This window comes from Kosakonia sp. SMBL-WEM22 (genome assembly GCF_014490785.1).
Classification (GTDB): Bacteria; Pseudomonadota; Gammaproteobacteria; order Enterobacterales; family Enterobacteriaceae; genus Kosakonia.
The window spans coordinates 1,576,854-1,592,352 of sequence record NZ_CP051488.1; the positions used below are offsets into that span (position 1 = coordinate 1,576,854).

Consider the following 15,499-nt stretch of genomic DNA (forward strand, 5'->3'; position numbering starts at 1 on the left):
CACTTTGCCAGTGCTTACCGCAGCGGCTGGTGGTGCAAGATGTGGTGAAATTGTGAGAGGGATCCCATGCGGATCTTGCGCATCGTTAGCCGATAATTGTCAAAAAGAGTCGATAAAAAAATTTTCCCGCACCGTTTTCAGCGCCTAGCAGGAGTTTGGCGAGAGGCGGGGTACATGGGCTGGCGGCAGTTATCCACTATTCCTGTGGATAACCTTGTGCATTAGAGTTAGAAAACGTGCGGCAAGCGAGAGGCGGCGCGGCTTGCGCATGAATTGGTGCGAAACCCGTCTTTTTAATATTTTCTTTTTTAATCAAAGGATTAAATAAAAGCAATGGGTGTAAGAAAAGTGTCACCGACTGCCATAAAAGCGTCAAACATCACCTTGACAAATGTTAAAAGGGCAAAAGTTCTGGGGATAACCTTTAATACACGGTTTAATCGCTTATCGATCGCCTAATCGCAGCCACAAAGCAATGTTTTGCGCTGCGGTAGATGAGATCGCTTTACCTGCTACTGTTTTTTCATCCAGTATATTCGGTTGGCAAAAATGCGCATGGTGAGTAAACTGTCTTACCTGCCCCACTCCTCATCAGGTGCCATTCATGAGTAAACCGTTCAAACTGAATTCCGCTTTTCGCCCCTCCGGCGATCAGCCTGAAGCAATCCGTCGCCTCAAGGAAGGGCTGGAAGACGGGCTCGCGCACCAGACGTTGCTCGGGGTAACCGGTTCAGGGAAGACGTTCACCGTGGCGAATGTGATTGCCGATCTGCAACGCCCGACGATGGTGCTGGCACCTAACAAGACCCTGGCGGCGCAGCTCTACGGCGAGATGAAAGAGTTCTTCCCGGATAACGCGGTAGAGTATTTCGTCTCCTACTACGACTACTATCAGCCGGAAGCCTATGTGCCGAGCTCGGACACTTTTATCGAGAAGGATGCGTCGGTTAACGAACATATTGAGCAGATGCGTCTCTCCGCCACCAAAGCGCTGCTGGAGCGACGTGATGTGGTGGTAGTCGCCTCGGTCTCCGCGATTTACGGTCTGGGCGATCCTGACCTCTACCTGAAGATGATGCTGCACCTTACCAATGGCATGATCATCGATCAGCGCGCGATCCTGCGCCGTCTGGCGGAGTTGCAGTACACCCGTAACGACCAGGCGTTCCAGCGCGGCACCTTCCGCGTGCGCGGCGAAGTGATCGACATCTTCCCGGCGGAGTCGGACGATCTGGCACTGCGCGTTGAGCTGTTCGACGAAGAGGTTGAGCGCCTTTCGCTCTTCGATCCGCTGACCGGCCATATTGAATCGGTGATCCAGCGTTTTACCATCTACCCGAAAACGCACTACGTGACGCCACGCGAGCGCATCGTGCAGGCGATGGAAGAGATCAAAGTCGAGCTGGCAGAGCGGCGGAAGTTTCTGCTGGAGAACAATAAGCTGCTGGAAGAGCAGCGTATTACCCAGCGCACCCAGTTCGATCTGGAGATGATGAACGAGCTGGGCTACTGCTCCGGCATTGAGAACTATTCGCGCTACCTCTCCGGGCGCGGGCCGGGCGAAGCGCCGCCGACGCTGTTTGACTATCTGCCCGCCGACGGGCTGCTGGTGATTGATGAATCTCACGTCACCATTCCGCAAATCGGCGGCATGTATCGCGGCGACCGGGCGCGTAAAGAGACGCTGGTGGAGTATGGTTTCCGCCTGCCGTCAGCGCTCGATAACCGCCCGATGAAGTTTGAAGAGTTTGAAGCGCTGGCTCCGCAGACCATCTACGTCTCCGCGACGCCGGGTAACTATGAGCTGGAGAAGTCGGGCGAAGAGGTGATCGATCAGGTCGTGCGCCCGACCGGTCTGCTGGATCCGATTATCGAAGTGCGTCCGGTTGCGACCCAGGTCGACGATCTGCTCTCCGAGATCCGCAAGCGCGTCGAGATCAACGAGCGCGTGCTGGTGACAACGCTGACCAAACGGATGGCGGAAGATTTGACCGAATATCTGGTCGAGCACGGCGCGAAGGTACGCTATCTGCACTCCGATATCGACACCGTCGAGCGTATGGAGATTATCCGCGACCTGCGCCTTGGCGAGTTCGATGTGCTGGTCGGCATCAACTTGCTGCGTGAGGGGCTGGATATGCCTGAAGTGTCGCTGGTTGCCATTCTCGATGCGGATAAAGAGGGCTTCCTGCGCTCCGAACGTTCGCTTATCCAGACCATTGGTCGTGCGGCGCGTAACGTCAACGGCAAGGCGATCCTTTACGGGGATAAGATCACGCCGTCGATGGCGAAAGCGATTGGCGAAACGGAGCGTCGCCGCGAGAAGCAGCAGAGCTACAACGAAGAGCACGGCATTACGCCGCAGGGGCTTAACAAGAAAGTGGTGGATATTCTGGCCCTTGGCGAAGGGCTGGCGAAAACCAAAGCCAAAGGGCGCGGCAAGTCCCGCTCGCCAGTACAGGCGGATGCGCCTGAGCTGGGCCTGACGCCAAAAGCGCTGCAACAGAAAATTCATGAGCTGGAAGGGCAGATGATGCAGCATGCGCAGAATCTGGAGTTTGAAGAGGCGGCGAAGGTGCGCGATCAGCTCCATCAACTGCGCGAGCTGTTTATTGTCGCCTCTTAATGTTGACTTAACATAGCCCTGTCACACTCTCCTCAGTTTTCGTGGAGGAGAGTGTGATGCAACAAATTACCGTTCGTGAGTGTTTTGCCGTGGCCTGCGCGCTGGCAGTGGTGCTCGGCTTTACCCATTTTTGGCTGCTGAGCTACTGATCGTCCCCCGGTCGGGCGCGCTGAATTTAACCCACGCCCGCACCCCCTTTTGCGTTAGCCGATTGTGCAGGAAAAACTGCGCCTCATGCAGCTGCGCGATACGCGTGACGATACTTAAACCGAGACCCGCACCGCCGTAACGGCTATCCATTCTGACAAACGCTTTGCTTAGCTCGCCGCTACGGCTCTCATCAATTCCAGAACCTTCATCTTCCACCGCCAGCACTGGCGTTTCCGCCTGTTCGAGGCGCACGGTGATCGTGCTGCCAACCGGGCTGTAGCGATGGGCATTCTCCACCAGGTTACGTACCAGCAGCCGCAGCAGGGTGGCATCGCCCGCTACCGCTACTCCTTCACCCTCAACCGGCATTACCAGACGCTGATCGCGCGCCGCCAGCATGGTGCGCAGCTCCTCTTCCATCGGCAGCAGCACATCGTTTAATAACGTCACTTGTTGATAGGTCCCGGCTGAGAAAGATTGTCCCACGCGCGCCAGCAGCAGCAGCTGGGCGATATTTTCCGTCATCTGATCGAGACGCTGTACCAGCGGCTCGACCTGCATACCGCTGCTTTTTGCCATCAGTTCAAGGTGCAGACGAAGCCCGGCCAGCGGTGTGCGCAGCTCGTGGGCGACATCGGCGGTAAAGAGTCGCTCGCGGTCAAGGGTTAGCGTCAGGCGTGAGACCAGCTCGTTAATCGCTGAGGTGACCGCCTCCACTTCGCTGACGCTCTGATCGAGGGTGATGGGCTGCAAGTTGTTCGGCGTGCGCTTATTCAGCTCCTGCTGAAGTTCCGAGAGCGGGCGGGTGATCGCTTTCACCGCTTGCATGCAGAGCAGCAACGCCAGGCCGATGATCAGCAGGCTTGGCACCAGCAGGCTCGCTACGGCTTCACGTACCTCATGCTCAATATGTTTGCGGTTGTTGTGGTTGTGGATCGCCGTCTGCACCAGCAGCTGGATCTGCTCTTCACTCTCATGCCAGAGCCAGAAGACGCTGACCAGCTGGCAGAAGAGCAGAATGCCGCCAATGGTCAGCAACAGCCGGCGGCGCAGGCTCCAGTGACGAATGTCGAACATCGCCATCACGCCGACCGCTCTTGCGGCGAGACCAGCATATAGCCGAAGCCACGCACGGTACGGATGCGTGACTTGCCAATCTTGTCGCGCAGGTTATGGATGTGCACCTCCAGCGTGTTGGTCGACGGCTCGTTATCCCAGTTGTAGATATCGTTATAGAGGATTTCGCGGTGCACCGGGCTTTCGGCCTTCAGCATCAGGCGCGATAAGAGCGCGTACTCTTTTGGCGTCAGCTCCAGCAGTTGCCCCTCCAGCCACGCCTGGCGGCGAGTGACATTCAGGGTCAGGTTGCCGTGAACGATCTCGTTATCGCCCTGATTATGGTGCCGGCGCAGCAGCGCGCGGATGCGGGCGTTAAGCTCGTCGAGCGCAAAGGGTTTTACCAGGTAATCATCCGCGCCGGTATCAAGCCCGGCCACGCGATCGTCGAGAGTATCGCGGGCGGTGAGGATCAGCACCGGCAGGGTATATTTCTCTTTGCGCAGCCGGTTGAGCAGATGCAGGCCATCTTCATCAGGCAGGCCAAGATCGAGCACAATCAGGCTGTAGTGACCACCCGCCAGGCAGAGCGCCGCTTCATGGGCGGTCGAGACGCCATCGCAGGCGTAGCCTTCGCTCTGCATCGCGAGAATTAACCCCTGTTGCAGCAGTGCATCATCTTCAATCACCAGAATTTTCATTTCACCTGCTCCCGGCACGGCGTAAGGATATCGTCTTCAGGATGGTAGACCTTGGTGCTGACGCCCAGTATACCCAACATGGTCGGGAAGAGGTTGTCCTGCGAGTAGGCCTTCTCCCGTGCATTTTTCGCGACACACTGGCTGTTAATGCCGTAACGCGTCTGGTAATCCGGCGACAGCCAGATCAGCAGCGGTACATGCTTCTGCGTAGCGGGCGCGATGGAGTAGGGCAGCCCGTGCAGGTAAACGCCATTTTCACCCAGCGATTCGCCATGATCGGAGAGGTAAACCAAGCTGGTGGTAAACCTCTCCTGTTTTGATTGCAGTAATTTAATCGCTTTATCAACAATATAGTCGACATAGACGATGGTGTTGTCATAGGTGTTGACCAGCTGTTCGCGCGAGCAGGTCTGAATCTCATTGGTGTCGCAAGTCGGGGTAAATTTCCTCATCTGCGCCGGATAGCGGTTGTAGTAGGTCGGGCCGTGGCTGCCAATGGTGTGCAGCACAATCAGCCCATCGCCCGGCAGCTGATCGATATAGCGGGCCAGATCGCGAAACAGGATCTCATCCTGACACTCGCCCTTGATGCAGTAATCCGCCAGGTTCAGCTGCGTCATATCCTGGTGCGGCACGCGGTCACACGCCCCTTTGCAGCCGCCATCATTCTCATTCCACAGCACCTGAATCCCGGCGCGCTGCACCACATCAAGTAACCCCTCCTGGTGATGCGCCAGCTGATCGTCATAATGGGCGCGGCCCATGCCGGAGAACATACAGGGCACAGAGACTGCTGTCGCGGTGCCGCACGAGGTGGTGTTGGGGAAGTAGATAACATTATCCTGCTTCAGCCGCGGGTTGGTTTCGCGCCCGTATCCGCCGAGGGAGAAGTCATCGGCGCGCGAGGTTTCGCCCAGCACCAGGATGGTGAGGTTTTTACGCGCGCCGCTTTTCATCTGCGGGAGTTGATGCGCATCCTCGCCGATACGCACCAGCGGCAGGTTATCCATACGGTTATGCACATACCAGGAGAGCGAAGCGGCAATGGCGTTCGACGGGCCGAGAGATTTCACCAGCTCTTTGTTATTGCGAAACAGCGAGGCGTAATCCTTATAAAACGGCACCGCCACGGCAACGATAATCAGCGCGGAGATCGCTATGCTGAGCAGGCGCAGCGTCATGCCGCGCAGCAGGGAGCTGGCCGGTTTGATCGTGATCCACCAGGCGATGAGCACCGGCAGCAGGGCGGTCAGCACCAGGGTCATCACCATTTTTCCCGACAGCAGGGCGAAGCTCTCCGCCGGAGTGGTATCGAGAATATTGGTGATCATTGAGCGGTCGATAATCACGCCGAAGGTAGAGATAAAGTATTGCGCGGCGGCGCAGACGAGGATAAACACACTTAGCAGCAGCCGGTCGAGACGCAGAAACGACGCCAGCGTCAGCACAATGTTGATTACGCTAAAGGCCACCAGCGGCAGGGTAAGGAACACCAGCGCGTTATGCAGCGAGTCGACGGGAAGCAGATGAAACGCCTGGCGGTAAAAGACAATATTGAGCACCAGCGCGATATAGAGCGCCGCAAGGGTAAGCAGGGAGAGGCGGCTTAAAGAGGGCCGGTAGAGCGAAAGCGTGCGCATAGCCAAATTCCATAATGAGGATAACGCTATGCTGACAGGGGATTTTTAAGACAACCTTAAGAAATTAAGCAAAGGTTCGGGCGGAGCTAATTTTGCCCCGCCCGTGCGTTAGCCAAGCTGTTGCACCGCTTTCTCTAATGCGTTGCGCAGTAAAACACGGTCGTGGCGATAGGGAATGTCGCTCGCCTCCAGCTCTTCCTGAATAATCAGCCGATCAGTCACCGAACTTGCGTCTACTTTTGGCCCCACCACGGCGGCGTCGATAATGCGCTTACCGATGTACTGCTCCATGATCGAGAGCTTATCCGCCAGCGTCAGGCGGGCGGCGGCGGGGCTAAGCTCTTTGCCGAGGTTGCCGATATAGACCACGGGCGCAGGCGTGCGGCGCAGCGCCTGGGCTAACTCATCCAGCAGCAGTAATGGCAGCAGGCTGGTGTAAAAACTGCCGGGGCCAATCAGGATCAGATCCGCTTCAGCAATTGCCTGCACCGCTTCGCGAGTGGCGGGCACTTTCGGCGACAGCATCAGCTCCTGCACCGGCGCATGCAGTTGGTCGATATTGACCTCGCCATACACCACGTTGCCTTCGCTATCAGTGGCCATCAGATCGACCGGCTGCTCGGACATCGGGATTAAAAAGGCATCCACCTTCAACAAATTACGAATTAAATTTATTGCTTCAAGCGGGCGCACGCTGAGGTGATCCAGCGCCTTTAACATCAGGTTTCCAAGGTTATGGCCGGAAAGTTCGCCATTGCCGCTAAAACGGTACTCAAACATCGCCGAGGCGACGCTTGGTTCGGTAATCAACTGATTGAGGCAGTTGCGCATATCGCCCCAGGCGATGCCGCCTTCCGAGCGGCGAATCCGTCCGGTGGAGCCGCCGTTATCGGTGGTGGTGACAATGCCGGTGAGGCGCGATCCCAGTGAGGCAAGCGAAGACATCACCCGCCCAAGACCATGCCCGCCGCCGAGCGCGACAACGCGATCCAGGTCGGCGAGGGTGCGATTACGCATAATTGTTCCTTATGATTTTTTATCGCGCTACGTTAGCGTAAATACCACTAAAAGACGATGCCGCGCACCGCGTAAAATGACACATATCAAAGCAAAAATGCGATTTTCACGTACTCTGTAGCCATTGTGCACGATTATGTCGCTATGTAACGATTTATATAACGATATTCACAATGGCGAAAGCCGGGCGATCGCGCTACTATCGCCAGAGCATGTTAGCGTGCCTAACATAACCCTCCTCAATGGATTTTGGCTTGCTTCTCACCGATGCAGCCCGAAAGACGGAGAGGACACTCCTCAAAGTATTTCGGGTTGCATCAAGGCGGCAACTGAGCAAATCCCCGGGAGCATAGATCGCTATGTGACCGGGGTGCGCGAAGGCAGCCAACGCCGATGCAGCCCGAAAGACGAAGAGGATACACTCAAGCCTCTGCACCTGTGTCTTAGGGATCTATGCCGCAAGATATGGTGCTTTGGCCGTAGCAGAGCAATAGCTCTTGCTGCCAGGGTGCAGGAAGAAATGACTGCATCTCCCGAATCTGGAAAGGTGTACATGGCCTCACAACTGACTGACGCGTTCGCGCGCAAGTTCTATTACTTGCGCTTGTCGATTACCGACGTGTGCAATTTTCGTTGCACCTACTGCCTGCCGGATGGCTACAAGCCCGGCGGCGTCAATAACAACGGCTTTCTCAGCCTCGATGAAATTCGCCGTGTGACCCGCGCCTTTAGCGCGATGGGCACGGAAAAAGTGCGCCTGACGGGCGGTGAGCCGTCGCTGCGCCGCGATTTCACCGACATCATCGCCGCGGTGCGGGAAAACGCCGCCATTCGCCAGATTGCCGTGACTACTAATGGTTACCGCATGGCCCGCGACGTTGCCCAGTGGCGTGACGCCGGTCTGACGGCGATTAACGTCAGCGTCGACAGCCTCGACGCTCGCCAGTTTCACGCCATTACCGGGCAGGATAAATTTCGCCAGGTGATGGCGGGCATCGACGCCGCCTTTAGCGCCGGCTTTTCGAAGGTGAAGGTCAATACCGTGCTGATGCGCGACGTGAACCATCACCAGCTCGATACCTTCCTGGACTGGATCCAGAGGCGGCCAATCCAGCTACGCTTTATTGAACTGATGGAGACGGGGGAGGGGAGCGATCTGTTCCGCAAACATCACCTCTCCGGCATGGTGCTGCGCGACGAGCTGCTTAAACGCGGCTGGATCCACCAGCTGCGCCAGCGTAGCGACGGCCCGGCGCAGGTCTTCTGCCACCCGGATTACGAAGGCGAGATCGGGCTTATCATGCCTTATGAAAAAGATTTCTGCGCCAGCTGTAACCGCCTGCGCGTCTCCTCCACCGGCAAACTGCACCTCTGCCTGTTTGGCGATGGCGGCGTCGATCTGCGCGATCTGCTACAGGCGGACGAGGAGCAGGGCCGGCTTGAAGATCGTATCGCCACGGCGCTCAGCCAGAAAAAGCAGACCCACTTCCTGCATCAGGGCAATACGGGCATTACGCAAAACCTTTCATATATCGGCGGGTAACGCCGGAAGGAGAGAGAGATGAGCCAGGTCAGCGCTGAGTTTATCCCGGTCAGGCTTGCTATTTTGACGGTCTCCAGCCGTCGTGGCGAAGAGGATGACACCTCCGGTCACTATCTGCGCGACGCCGCGCACGATGCCGGACATCAGGTGGTTGATAAAGCGATCGTTAAAGAGAACCGCTACGCCATTCGCGCCCAGGTGTCGGCGTGGATCGCAAGCGATGAGGTGCAGGCGGTGCTGATTAACGGCGGGACGGGCTTCACCGAAGGTGACCAGACGCCAGAAGCGCTGCTGCCGCTGTTTGACCGCGAAATTGAGGGCTTTGGCGAGCTGTTTCGCATGCTCTCCTTTGAAGAGATCGGCACCTCGACGCTGCAATCCCGTGCGCTGGCAGGCGTTGCCAATCAGACGCTGATTTTCGCCATGCCCGGCTCGACCAAAGCGTGCCGCACCGCGTGGGAAAACATTATTGAACCGCAGCTCGATGCGCGCACGCGCCCGTGTAATTTTTACTCCCATTTGAAGAAGTAAGTTATGTCGCAACTGACCCACATTAACGCCGATGGCGAAGCGCATATGGTGGATGTCTCCGCCAAAGCGGAAACCGTGCGCGAAGCGCGCGCCGAAGCCTTTGTTACCATGCTGCCAGAGACGCTGGCAATGATTGTCGACGGCAGCCACCACAAAGGTGATGTCTTCGCCACTGCGCGCATCGCCGGTATCCAGGCGGCGAAACGCACCTGGGAGCTGATCCCGCTCTGCCATCCGCTGTTATTGAGCAAAGTGGAAGTGCTGCTTCAGGCGCAGCCGGAGCATAACCGCGTGCGCATTGAGTCCGTCTGCCGCCTGAGCGGCAAGACCGGCGTTGAGATGGAAGCCTTAACCGCTGCCTCGGTCGCTGCGCTGACGATTTACGATATGTGCAAAGCGGTGCAGAAAGATATGGTGATTGGCCCGTTGCGTCTGCTAGAGAAAAGCGGCGGCAAATCGGGTGTTTTCAAGGTAGAGAGCGATGCTTAAAGTACTGTTTTTCGCGCAGGTGCGCGAGCTGGTGGGCTGCGACACCCTCAACGTTGAGACGCTTTTCCCCTCCGTTGAAGCGCTGCGCCAGCATCTTGCCGCGCAGGGCGACCGCTGGGCGCTGGCGCTGGAGGAGGGCAAACTGCTGGCGGCGGTCAATCAGACGCTGGTCAGTTTCGATCATCCGCTGGCGAGCGGCGATGAAGTGGCCTTTTTCCCGCCGGTGACCGGAGGCTGAGATGAGCGAAACGCGAATTTGTGTCGACCGCGCGGCGTTTAACGTCGGCGAAGAGTACAGCTGGCTGGCAGCGCGCGATGAAGATGGCGCTGTCGTGACCTTTACCGGCAAAGTGCGCAACCACAACCTGGGCGACAGCGTCAGCGCCTTAACCCTTGAGCACTATCCGGGAATGACGGAAAAATCGCTGGCCGCGATTGTCGACGAGGCGCGCAGCCGCTGGCCGCTCGGGCGGGTAAGCGTCTATCACCGCATCGGCGAGCTCTGGCCGGGGGATGAGATTGTTTTTGTCGGCGTGGGCAGCGCGCACCGCAGCAGCGCTTTCGAAGCCGGGCAATTTATCATGGACTACCTGAAAACCCGCGCGCCCTTCTGGAAGCGCGAAGCGACGCCGGAAGGGGAACGCTGGGTAGAAGCGCGTGACAGCGACCAGCAGGCAGCGAAACGCTGGTAGCACGCAGGGTGCCGATTGATGTGTTAACCTTACTGCTGTGTTAACCCATCAATCAGGAGTGATTATGGATCGTTTCCCCCGTTCCGATTCCATCGTGCAGGGCAGCCGTAGCGGGCTGCAAACTTATATGGCGCAGGTCTATGGCTGGATGACCTGCGGTCTGCTATTAACGGCTTTTGTCGCCTGGTACGCCGCGCGTAGCGAAGCTATCATGAGCTTCGTCTTCTCCAGTCAGATCACCTTCTTCGGGTTGATCATCGCCCAGCTGGCGCTGGTGTTTGTCATCTCCGGCATGATCCATAAACTGAGCCCCGCGCTGGCGACCGGCCTGTTTATGCTCTATTCGGCGCTCACCGGCCTGACGCTCTCCAGCATTCTGCTGGTCTACACCTCGCAGTCGATTGCCGCCACCTTTGTGGTCACCGCCGGGATGTTTGGCGTGATGAGCCTCTATGGCTACACCACCAAACGCGATCTCAGCGGCTTTGGCAATATGCTGTTTATGGGGCTGATTGGGATTGTGCTCGCCTCGCTGGTTAACTTCTGGCTGAAGAGCGAAGCGCTGATGTGGGTCATCACCTATATCGGTGTGATTGTCTTCGTCGGCCTGACCGCCTATGACACGCAGAAGCTGAAAGCGATCGGTGAGCAGATTGATGTCAGCAACAGCGCCGAGCTGCGCAGGTACTCGATTCTGGGCGCATTAACGCTCTACCTCGACTTTATCAACCTGTTCCTGATGCTGCTGCGTATCTTCGGCAACCGCCGTTAAGCAATGCTATTTCCCATCCCGGCTGGGGCCGGGATTTTTTTGTCTTTTTCATGGAGGAGCGGTGAAAGTATTTGGCTGGATAGCCCCGGTGCAGGTCATGCCCGTTGAGTTACAGGTGAAGAGTTGTTTGTGGCTGGCGGCGGGGATGGCGCTCAGCGCGGCGCTCTGCTGGCTGGTGCTCGATCTGCTGGCACTGCCGCAGTTTACTGAACACAGTGCGATCATCGCCCTGCTAACGATCTTCTGGCTTATCACTCTCTTTGCCCTCAGCATACTGTTTAAGCGTATGCAGGCGCTACACGCCATCGGCGCGCTGCTGCTGCTCAGCATCAGCGGCGGTCTGCTGGCTGCAAGCCTCTTTCCGCTGCAGTTCTGTCTGGTGCTCTACGGTATCGCCTGCGGGATGTTTGCCCTTGGCGCGCTGCTTGCGCATTTTTTCGGTGATCGGCTGCGCAATGGGCGCTTTTACTGGCTGCTGGCCGCGGCAGGCGGCGCGCTTGCCGTGGCGGTCAATCTGGCGCTGGCGGGCGACGCGGCACAATGGTGCGCGAGCCTCTTTCTGGTGGCGCTGTTTAGCCTGTTGAGCGCGCGCAAAAGCCCGGAGCTGCTCGACAGCGCGCGTGGGCTTTACCGCCAACAATTTGTCACGGTGCAGCACTGCGCGACTCGTGGGGCGCTCAGCATCTGGCTTGGGGCTGCGACCGCCTTTCTCGACGTAATGCAAATGTTGGTGTGGTTAGTTACATCAGGATCGTCCAGCTCGTCGCGCTAGAGCATGGCTGCTGAAACCGCGTAGGCCGGATAAGCGGTACGCGCCATCCGGCATTTTTTCCGCGATACAATTGCCGGATGGCGGCTACGCCTTATCCGGCCTACCAAAACGCGCTTACAGCGATACCTTGATTGCTTTTACCTGCGATTTCACAGCGAGGGGTTGTGTCCCCGCTGAAATCGGCGAACTGAAGCGGGAATGACAAGGTCTGGACGCCATGGATGGCGGACAGAGGCGAACCGAGACAGGATGTCGAGTCGAGCCGGCCGCAGTCAGGCACGCGGGAGGTGAGCGCAGTGCGCAGCACCGATTTCCTCGTGGGGCCGCGGGGATTGACAAGGGGAGCGCGGCCGCTTCCCTTGTCCCGTTCACCGCATAAGAGATGAATGAAACTCGCGAACGCATAGTGAACGGAACCCTTCCACCAATGCCACATACCAGGCCCATTGCCGGATGGCGGCTCCGCCTTATCCGGCCTACGCCGTTTCACGGGACGGCACAATCACTGCTGCGCCATCGCCTTCTCATTTTTCGCCCGCAGCTTCTTGGCGCGGCTCTCCAGCAGCAGATAACCAATCAGCGCCAGCAGCAGCGGCAGGAAGTAGTAGAGCACGCGGTAGGCGAGCAGGGCGGCGATAATAATCCCTTGCGACACATGCTCGCTGGCGAGCAGGGCGATAAACACCGCCTCCAGCACGCCGATGCCCGCCGGGATATGCACAATCACCCCGGCGATACTGCTCACCAGCAGCACCCCAAGCACAAAGAAGAAGTCGGCGCGCATACCGAGCAGGATCCAGATAATCGCCCCCATCGCAATCCAGTTAGCGCTGGAGATCACCATCTGCGCCACGGCAAATTTCCACGATGGCAGCACCAGCTTGTGCCCTTTGATGGTGACATGGCGGCGTTTCGCAAACGCGCAGCCCCAGAGATAGACGGCGATAATCAGCAGTAACACCACGCCGACAATGCGCAGCGTCGAGGCGTCGATATACCAGTGCGCCGGGATCTCAACCACGCCAAAGGTAAAGAGCAGCCCACCGAGCAGAATATAGCCCAGCCAGTTGGTGGTGATACTCAGCGAGAAGATGCGCGTAATCGTACTGCCCGGCAGCCCGAGCCGCGAGTAGAGGCGGTAGCGCATACCAATTCCGCCAACCCAGGTACTGAGCGTCAGGTTAAAGGCGTAACAGATAAACGATACCAGCATCACCTGGCGCTTCGCCAACTTGTGGCCGCAGTAGGCGCGGCCCAGCAGATCGTAAAAGCCATATAGCACATAGCTGATGATCACCAGCGCCACCGCGCTCAGCAGGGCGGTGCGGTTATAATCACGAATGACCTTCCAGACATCTTCCCAGTTCACCTTCTGCGCGTAGAGCACCAGCAGAACAATAACGGCGATAAAAAAGACCACCGTGAGGATTTTTTTAGCCAACCGCCAGCGCGGATGTGATGTTGACATCAGGGTTTTGCTCCCGAGTGCTGTGCTTCGTTTCTGTCCTGGGTTTCCATCTCCGGCTGTACCGGCGGCCCCACTTCAGCCAGTTTTGGCGTGTGGGCAGGCAACCAGCCGACCAGCGCCGGGAAGTGGCGTAAGAAGTGGAACACCACCACGCTTTTTCCGAGATTCCACCAGGTGCGCTTCGGTGCCATTGACTCATCCACCTGCTTACAATCCTGCTCAATAATATTTTGCAAATTATCGCGCAGCGTCTGGTTGAATGCGCGATCGTGAATGATCAGGTTCGCCTCAAGATTGAGCGACAGGCTCAATGGGTCGAGGTTGCTGGAGCCAACGGTCGCCCAGTGATCGTCCATCAGCGCCACTTTGCCGTGCAGCGGGCGACGGCGATACTCATACACCTTCACGCCGCCTTTCAGCAGGTAGTTATAGAGCAACTCTGCGCCCACTTTGACAATCGGCATATCCGGCTCGCCCTGCACTATCAGCTTCACGGTCACGCCCCGTTGAGCAGCGTTACGCATCGCGTGCAAAAGACGGTAGCCGGGGAAGAAGTAGGCATTGGCGATAATCACTTCCCGGCGGGCGTTAGCCAGCATCTTCAGGTAGTGACGTTCAATATCGTCGCGGTGATCGTCGTTATCGCGCCAGACAAATAGCGCCTGCGCTTCACCCGGCTTACGGTTCTCCTCCGGGCGGTGGCGGCGGCGCTGCCACCACCGTTTCGCCGGGGCGTTATCGGGCAGATTTTCCAGCTCAAATTGCAGAATATCTTCGACAATCGGCCCCTCGACGCGCACGGCGTAATCCTGTTTCGCCTCGGGACCGTAATCAGAGAGGTGCTCAGCCGAGTAGTTAATGCCGCCGACAAAGGCGACGGTATTGTCGATCACCACGATTTTGCGGTGCATGCGGCGAAAGACGTTGGTACGCATGCCGAGCAGCGGTGGGCGCGGATCGTAATAGCGGAAAATGACGCCCGCCGAGGTGAGGGTGCTGACAAACGATTCGCTCAAGTCGGGCGAGCCGTAGCCGTCGAGCAGCACCTCAATACTGACGCCGCGCTGGGCCGCGCGCAGCAGCACGCTGTGCAGCTCTTTACCTACTTTGTCTTCAAACCAGATAAAGGTTTCGAGAATCACTTTCTGTTGCGCGTGATCAATCGCATCGTAGAGCGCCGGATAGTAGTTATCACCATTTTCCAGCAACTGGATGCGGTTACCGTCCCGCCAGCTACATTTCATAAATGGATCTCCGCACTCAGGGGGGCATGATCGGACAGATGACGCCAGTTGCGCAGCGGCAGCGCGGTAGGGGCACTGGCGCTGGCGTTTTTGACATAAATCCTGTCGAGGCGCAGTAACGGCAGGCTGACCGGGAAGGTGCGCGCCGGGCGACCGTGCGCGCGGGTGAAGATCTCCTCAAGCCCGGCCTGCGCTTTAAGCGGCTGGTTGGCTTTTTGCCGCCAGTCGTTGAAATCACCCGCCACCAGCACCGGCTCGCCTTCCGGCAGGGAGTTGACCCACTCCGCCAGCATCTTGAGCTGCGCCTGGCGGTGCGCCTCTTTCAGTCCAAGATGAACACTGAGGACATGTACCGCGCCGCCATAATCGGGCGGCACAATCCGGCAGTAGAGCAGGCCGCGTTTTTCGCTGCCGTCTACTGAGACGTCGAGGTTTTCGTAGTGTTCAATCGGATAGCGGGAGAGCACCGCATTGCCGTGGTGCCCTTCAGGATAGACTGCATTGCGCCCGTAAGCGAAGTCGCTCCACATGGTATCGGCAATAAATTCGTAGTGGGTGGTATCGGGCCAGTTCTCAACGCGCAGCGGGTGCACTTCGTGGGCGCCCATCACCTCTTGCAGGCAGACGATATCGGCGCTCACCAGGCGCACGGCATCGCGCAACTCGGGCAGAATAAAGCGCCGGTTGAAAGTGGTGAAGCCTTTGTGTGTGTTAATCGTCAATACTTTTAATGAAAATGGTCGCGCGTGTTGGGTCATAAATCTCCTGCCAGCATCACTCTCCTGTATAGAAATAAAT

Annotated in this window: 15 protein-coding genes and 1 riboswitch; of the genes, 8 read left to right on the plus strand and 7 right to left on the minus strand. The window is 57.7% G+C overall.

Features of this window, described 5'->3' with window-relative positions; all coding sequences use genetic code 11:
• Positions 1 to 604: 604 nt before the first annotated feature.
• On the plus strand, positions 605 to 2,626 hold the full coding sequence (uvrB, locus tag HF650_RS07560) for an excinuclease ABC subunit UvrB (RefSeq protein ID WP_187801837.1): 2,022 nt from the start codon (positions 605 to 607) through the stop codon (positions 2,624 to 2,626).
• 120 nt (positions 2,627 to 2,746) lie between these two features.
• On the opposite strand, the gene pmrB is transcribed toward uvrB, so the two are convergent.
• From pmrB to yvcK, 4 genes are all read right to left on the minus strand, one after another.
• On the minus strand, positions 2,747 to 3,859 hold the full coding sequence (pmrB, locus tag HF650_RS07565; protein WP_187801838.1) for a two-component system sensor histidine kinase PmrB: 1,113 nt from the start codon (positions 3,857 to 3,859) through the stop codon (positions 2,747 to 2,749).
• Positions 3,859 to 4,533: a two-component system response regulator PmrA gene (gene pmrA / locus HF650_RS07570; RefSeq protein ID WP_187801839.1), complete on the minus strand. Its 675-nt coding sequence runs from the start codon at positions 4,531 to 4,533 to the stop codon at positions 3,859 to 3,861. The genes pmrB and pmrA overlap by 1 nt, the downstream gene beginning before the upstream one ends.
• Complete coding sequence (gene eptA / locus HF650_RS07575) at positions 4,530 to 6,173, minus strand: phosphoethanolamine transferase EptA (protein ID WP_187801840.1); 1,644 nt, start codon at positions 6,171 to 6,173, stop codon at positions 4,530 to 4,532. The genes pmrA and eptA overlap by 4 nt, the downstream gene beginning before the upstream one ends.
• A 108-nt stretch (positions 6,174 to 6,281) precedes the next feature.
• Positions 6,282 to 7,190 (minus strand): uridine diphosphate-N-acetylglucosamine-binding protein YvcK, encoded by a 909-nt coding sequence (gene yvcK / locus HF650_RS07580; RefSeq protein ID WP_187801841.1) that lies wholly within the window; start codon positions 7,188 to 7,190, stop codon positions 6,282 to 6,284.
• 407 nt (positions 7,191 to 7,597) lie between these two features.
• Positions 7,598 to 7,756, plus strand: a riboswitch (molybdenum cofactor riboswitch).
• Between yvcK and moaA the strand changes: the two genes are divergently transcribed.
• The 7 genes from moaA (at position 7,744) to HF650_RS07615 (ending at position 11,989) form a co-directional block, all read left to right on the plus strand.
• Positions 7,744 to 8,733 carry a GTP 3',8-cyclase MoaA gene (gene moaA / locus HF650_RS07585; protein WP_187801842.1) on the plus strand — a complete coding sequence of 330 codons (990 nt, stop codon included), beginning with the start codon at positions 7,744 to 7,746 and terminating at the stop codon, positions 8,731 to 8,733. (Overlaps the previous riboswitch by 13 nt.)
• An 18-nt stretch (positions 8,734 to 8,751) precedes the next feature.
• Positions 8,752 to 9,264, plus strand: a complete 513-nt coding sequence (gene moaB / locus HF650_RS07590; protein WP_187801843.1) for a molybdenum cofactor biosynthesis protein B — start codon at positions 8,752 to 8,754, stop codon at positions 9,262 to 9,264.
• A 3-nt stretch (positions 9,265 to 9,267) separates the two neighbouring features.
• On the plus strand, positions 9,268 to 9,753 hold the full coding sequence (moaC, locus tag HF650_RS07595) for a cyclic pyranopterin monophosphate synthase MoaC (protein ID WP_187801844.1): 486 nt from the start codon (positions 9,268 to 9,270) through the stop codon (positions 9,751 to 9,753).
• A complete protein-coding gene (moaD, locus tag HF650_RS07600) occupies positions 9,746 to 9,991 on the plus strand; it encodes a molybdopterin synthase sulfur carrier subunit (protein ID WP_054803703.1) in 246 nt (81 codons plus the stop codon). The genes moaC and moaD overlap by 8 nt, the downstream gene beginning before the upstream one ends.
• Position 9,992: 1 nt before the next feature.
• The gene (gene moaE, locus HF650_RS07605; protein WP_054803702.1) at positions 9,993 to 10,445 is read left to right on the plus strand and encodes a molybdopterin synthase catalytic subunit MoaE; all 453 of its coding nucleotides are present in this window, start codon (positions 9,993 to 9,995) and stop codon (positions 10,443 to 10,445) included.
• A 64-nt stretch (positions 10,446 to 10,509) separates the two neighbouring features.
• On the plus strand, positions 10,510 to 11,217 hold the full coding sequence (locus HF650_RS07610) for a Bax inhibitor-1/YccA family protein (protein ID WP_187801845.1): 708 nt from the start codon (positions 10,510 to 10,512) through the stop codon (positions 11,215 to 11,217).
• A 61-nt stretch (positions 11,218 to 11,278) separates the two neighbouring features.
• Positions 11,279 to 11,989: a hypothetical protein gene (locus HF650_RS07615; protein WP_187801846.1), complete on the plus strand. Its 711-nt coding sequence runs from the start codon at positions 11,279 to 11,281 to the stop codon at positions 11,987 to 11,989.
• A gap of 502 nt (positions 11,990 to 12,491) precedes the next feature.
• Here HF650_RS07615 and HF650_RS07620 read toward each other — a convergent pair.
• From HF650_RS07620 to HF650_RS07630, 3 genes are read right to left on the minus strand one after another with little or no spacing between them, the layout of a single operon-like run.
• Positions 12,492 to 13,457: a lysylphosphatidylglycerol synthase domain-containing protein gene (locus HF650_RS07620; protein WP_187801847.1), complete on the minus strand. Its 966-nt coding sequence runs from the start codon at positions 13,455 to 13,457 to the stop codon at positions 12,492 to 12,494.
• Positions 13,457 to 14,701: a cardiolipin synthase ClsB gene (gene clsB, locus HF650_RS07625; protein ID WP_187801848.1), complete on the minus strand. Its 1,245-nt coding sequence runs from the start codon at positions 14,699 to 14,701 to the stop codon at positions 13,457 to 13,459. The genes HF650_RS07620 and clsB overlap by 1 nt, the downstream gene beginning before the upstream one ends.
• Positions 14,698 to 15,459: an endonuclease/exonuclease/phosphatase family protein gene (locus tag HF650_RS07630; protein ID WP_042714957.1), complete on the minus strand. Its 762-nt coding sequence runs from the start codon at positions 15,457 to 15,459 to the stop codon at positions 14,698 to 14,700. The genes clsB and HF650_RS07630 overlap by 4 nt, the downstream gene beginning before the upstream one ends.
• Positions 15,460 to 15,499: the final 40 nt, after the last annotated feature.

Excerpts from the sequence above, each read along its gene's own strand:
- HF650_RS07610 (WP_187801845.1), top strand. The coding sequence starts at position 10,510 with ATGGATCGTTTCCCCCGTTCCGATTCCATCGTGCAGGGCAGCCGTAGC.
- clsB (WP_187801848.1), bottom strand. The coding sequence starts at position 14,701 with ATGAAATGTAGCTGGCGGGACGGTAACCGCATCCAGTTGCTGGAAAAT.
- moaD (WP_054803703.1), top strand. The coding sequence starts at position 9,746 with ATGCTTAAAGTACTGTTTTTCGCGCAGGTGCGCGAGCTGGTGGGCTGC.
- eptA (WP_187801840.1), bottom strand. The coding sequence starts at position 6,173 with ATGCGCACGCTTTCGCTCTACCGGCCCTCTTTAAGCCGCCTCTCCCTG.
- moaB (WP_187801843.1), top strand. The coding sequence starts at position 8,752 with ATGAGCCAGGTCAGCGCTGAGTTTATCCCGGTCAGGCTTGCTATTTTG.
- moaE (WP_054803702.1), top strand. The coding sequence starts at position 9,993 with ATGAGCGAAACGCGAATTTGTGTCGACCGCGCGGCGTTTAACGTCGGC.
- HF650_RS07620 (WP_187801847.1), bottom strand. The coding sequence starts at position 13,457 with ATGTCAACATCACATCCGCGCTGGCGGTTGGCTAAAAAAATCCTCACG.
- pmrB (WP_187801838.1), bottom strand. The coding sequence starts at position 3,859 with ATGGCGATGTTCGACATTCGTCACTGGAGCCTGCGCCGCCGGCTGTTG.
- moaC (WP_187801844.1), top strand. The coding sequence starts at position 9,268 with ATGTCGCAACTGACCCACATTAACGCCGATGGCGAAGCGCATATGGTG.
- yvcK (WP_187801841.1), bottom strand. The coding sequence starts at position 7,190 with ATGCGTAATCGCACCCTCGCCGACCTGGATCGCGTTGTCGCGCTCGGC.
- pmrA (WP_187801839.1), bottom strand. The coding sequence starts at position 4,533 with ATGAAAATTCTGGTGATTGAAGATGATGCACTGCTGCAACAGGGGTTA.
- moaA (WP_187801842.1), top strand. The coding sequence starts at position 7,744 with ATGGCCTCACAACTGACTGACGCGTTCGCGCGCAAGTTCTATTACTTG.
- HF650_RS07630 (WP_042714957.1), bottom strand. The coding sequence starts at position 15,459 with ATGACCCAACACGCGCGACCATTTTCATTAAAAGTATTGACGATTAAC.
- uvrB (WP_187801837.1), top strand. The coding sequence starts at position 605 with ATGAGTAAACCGTTCAAACTGAATTCCGCTTTTCGCCCCTCCGGCGAT.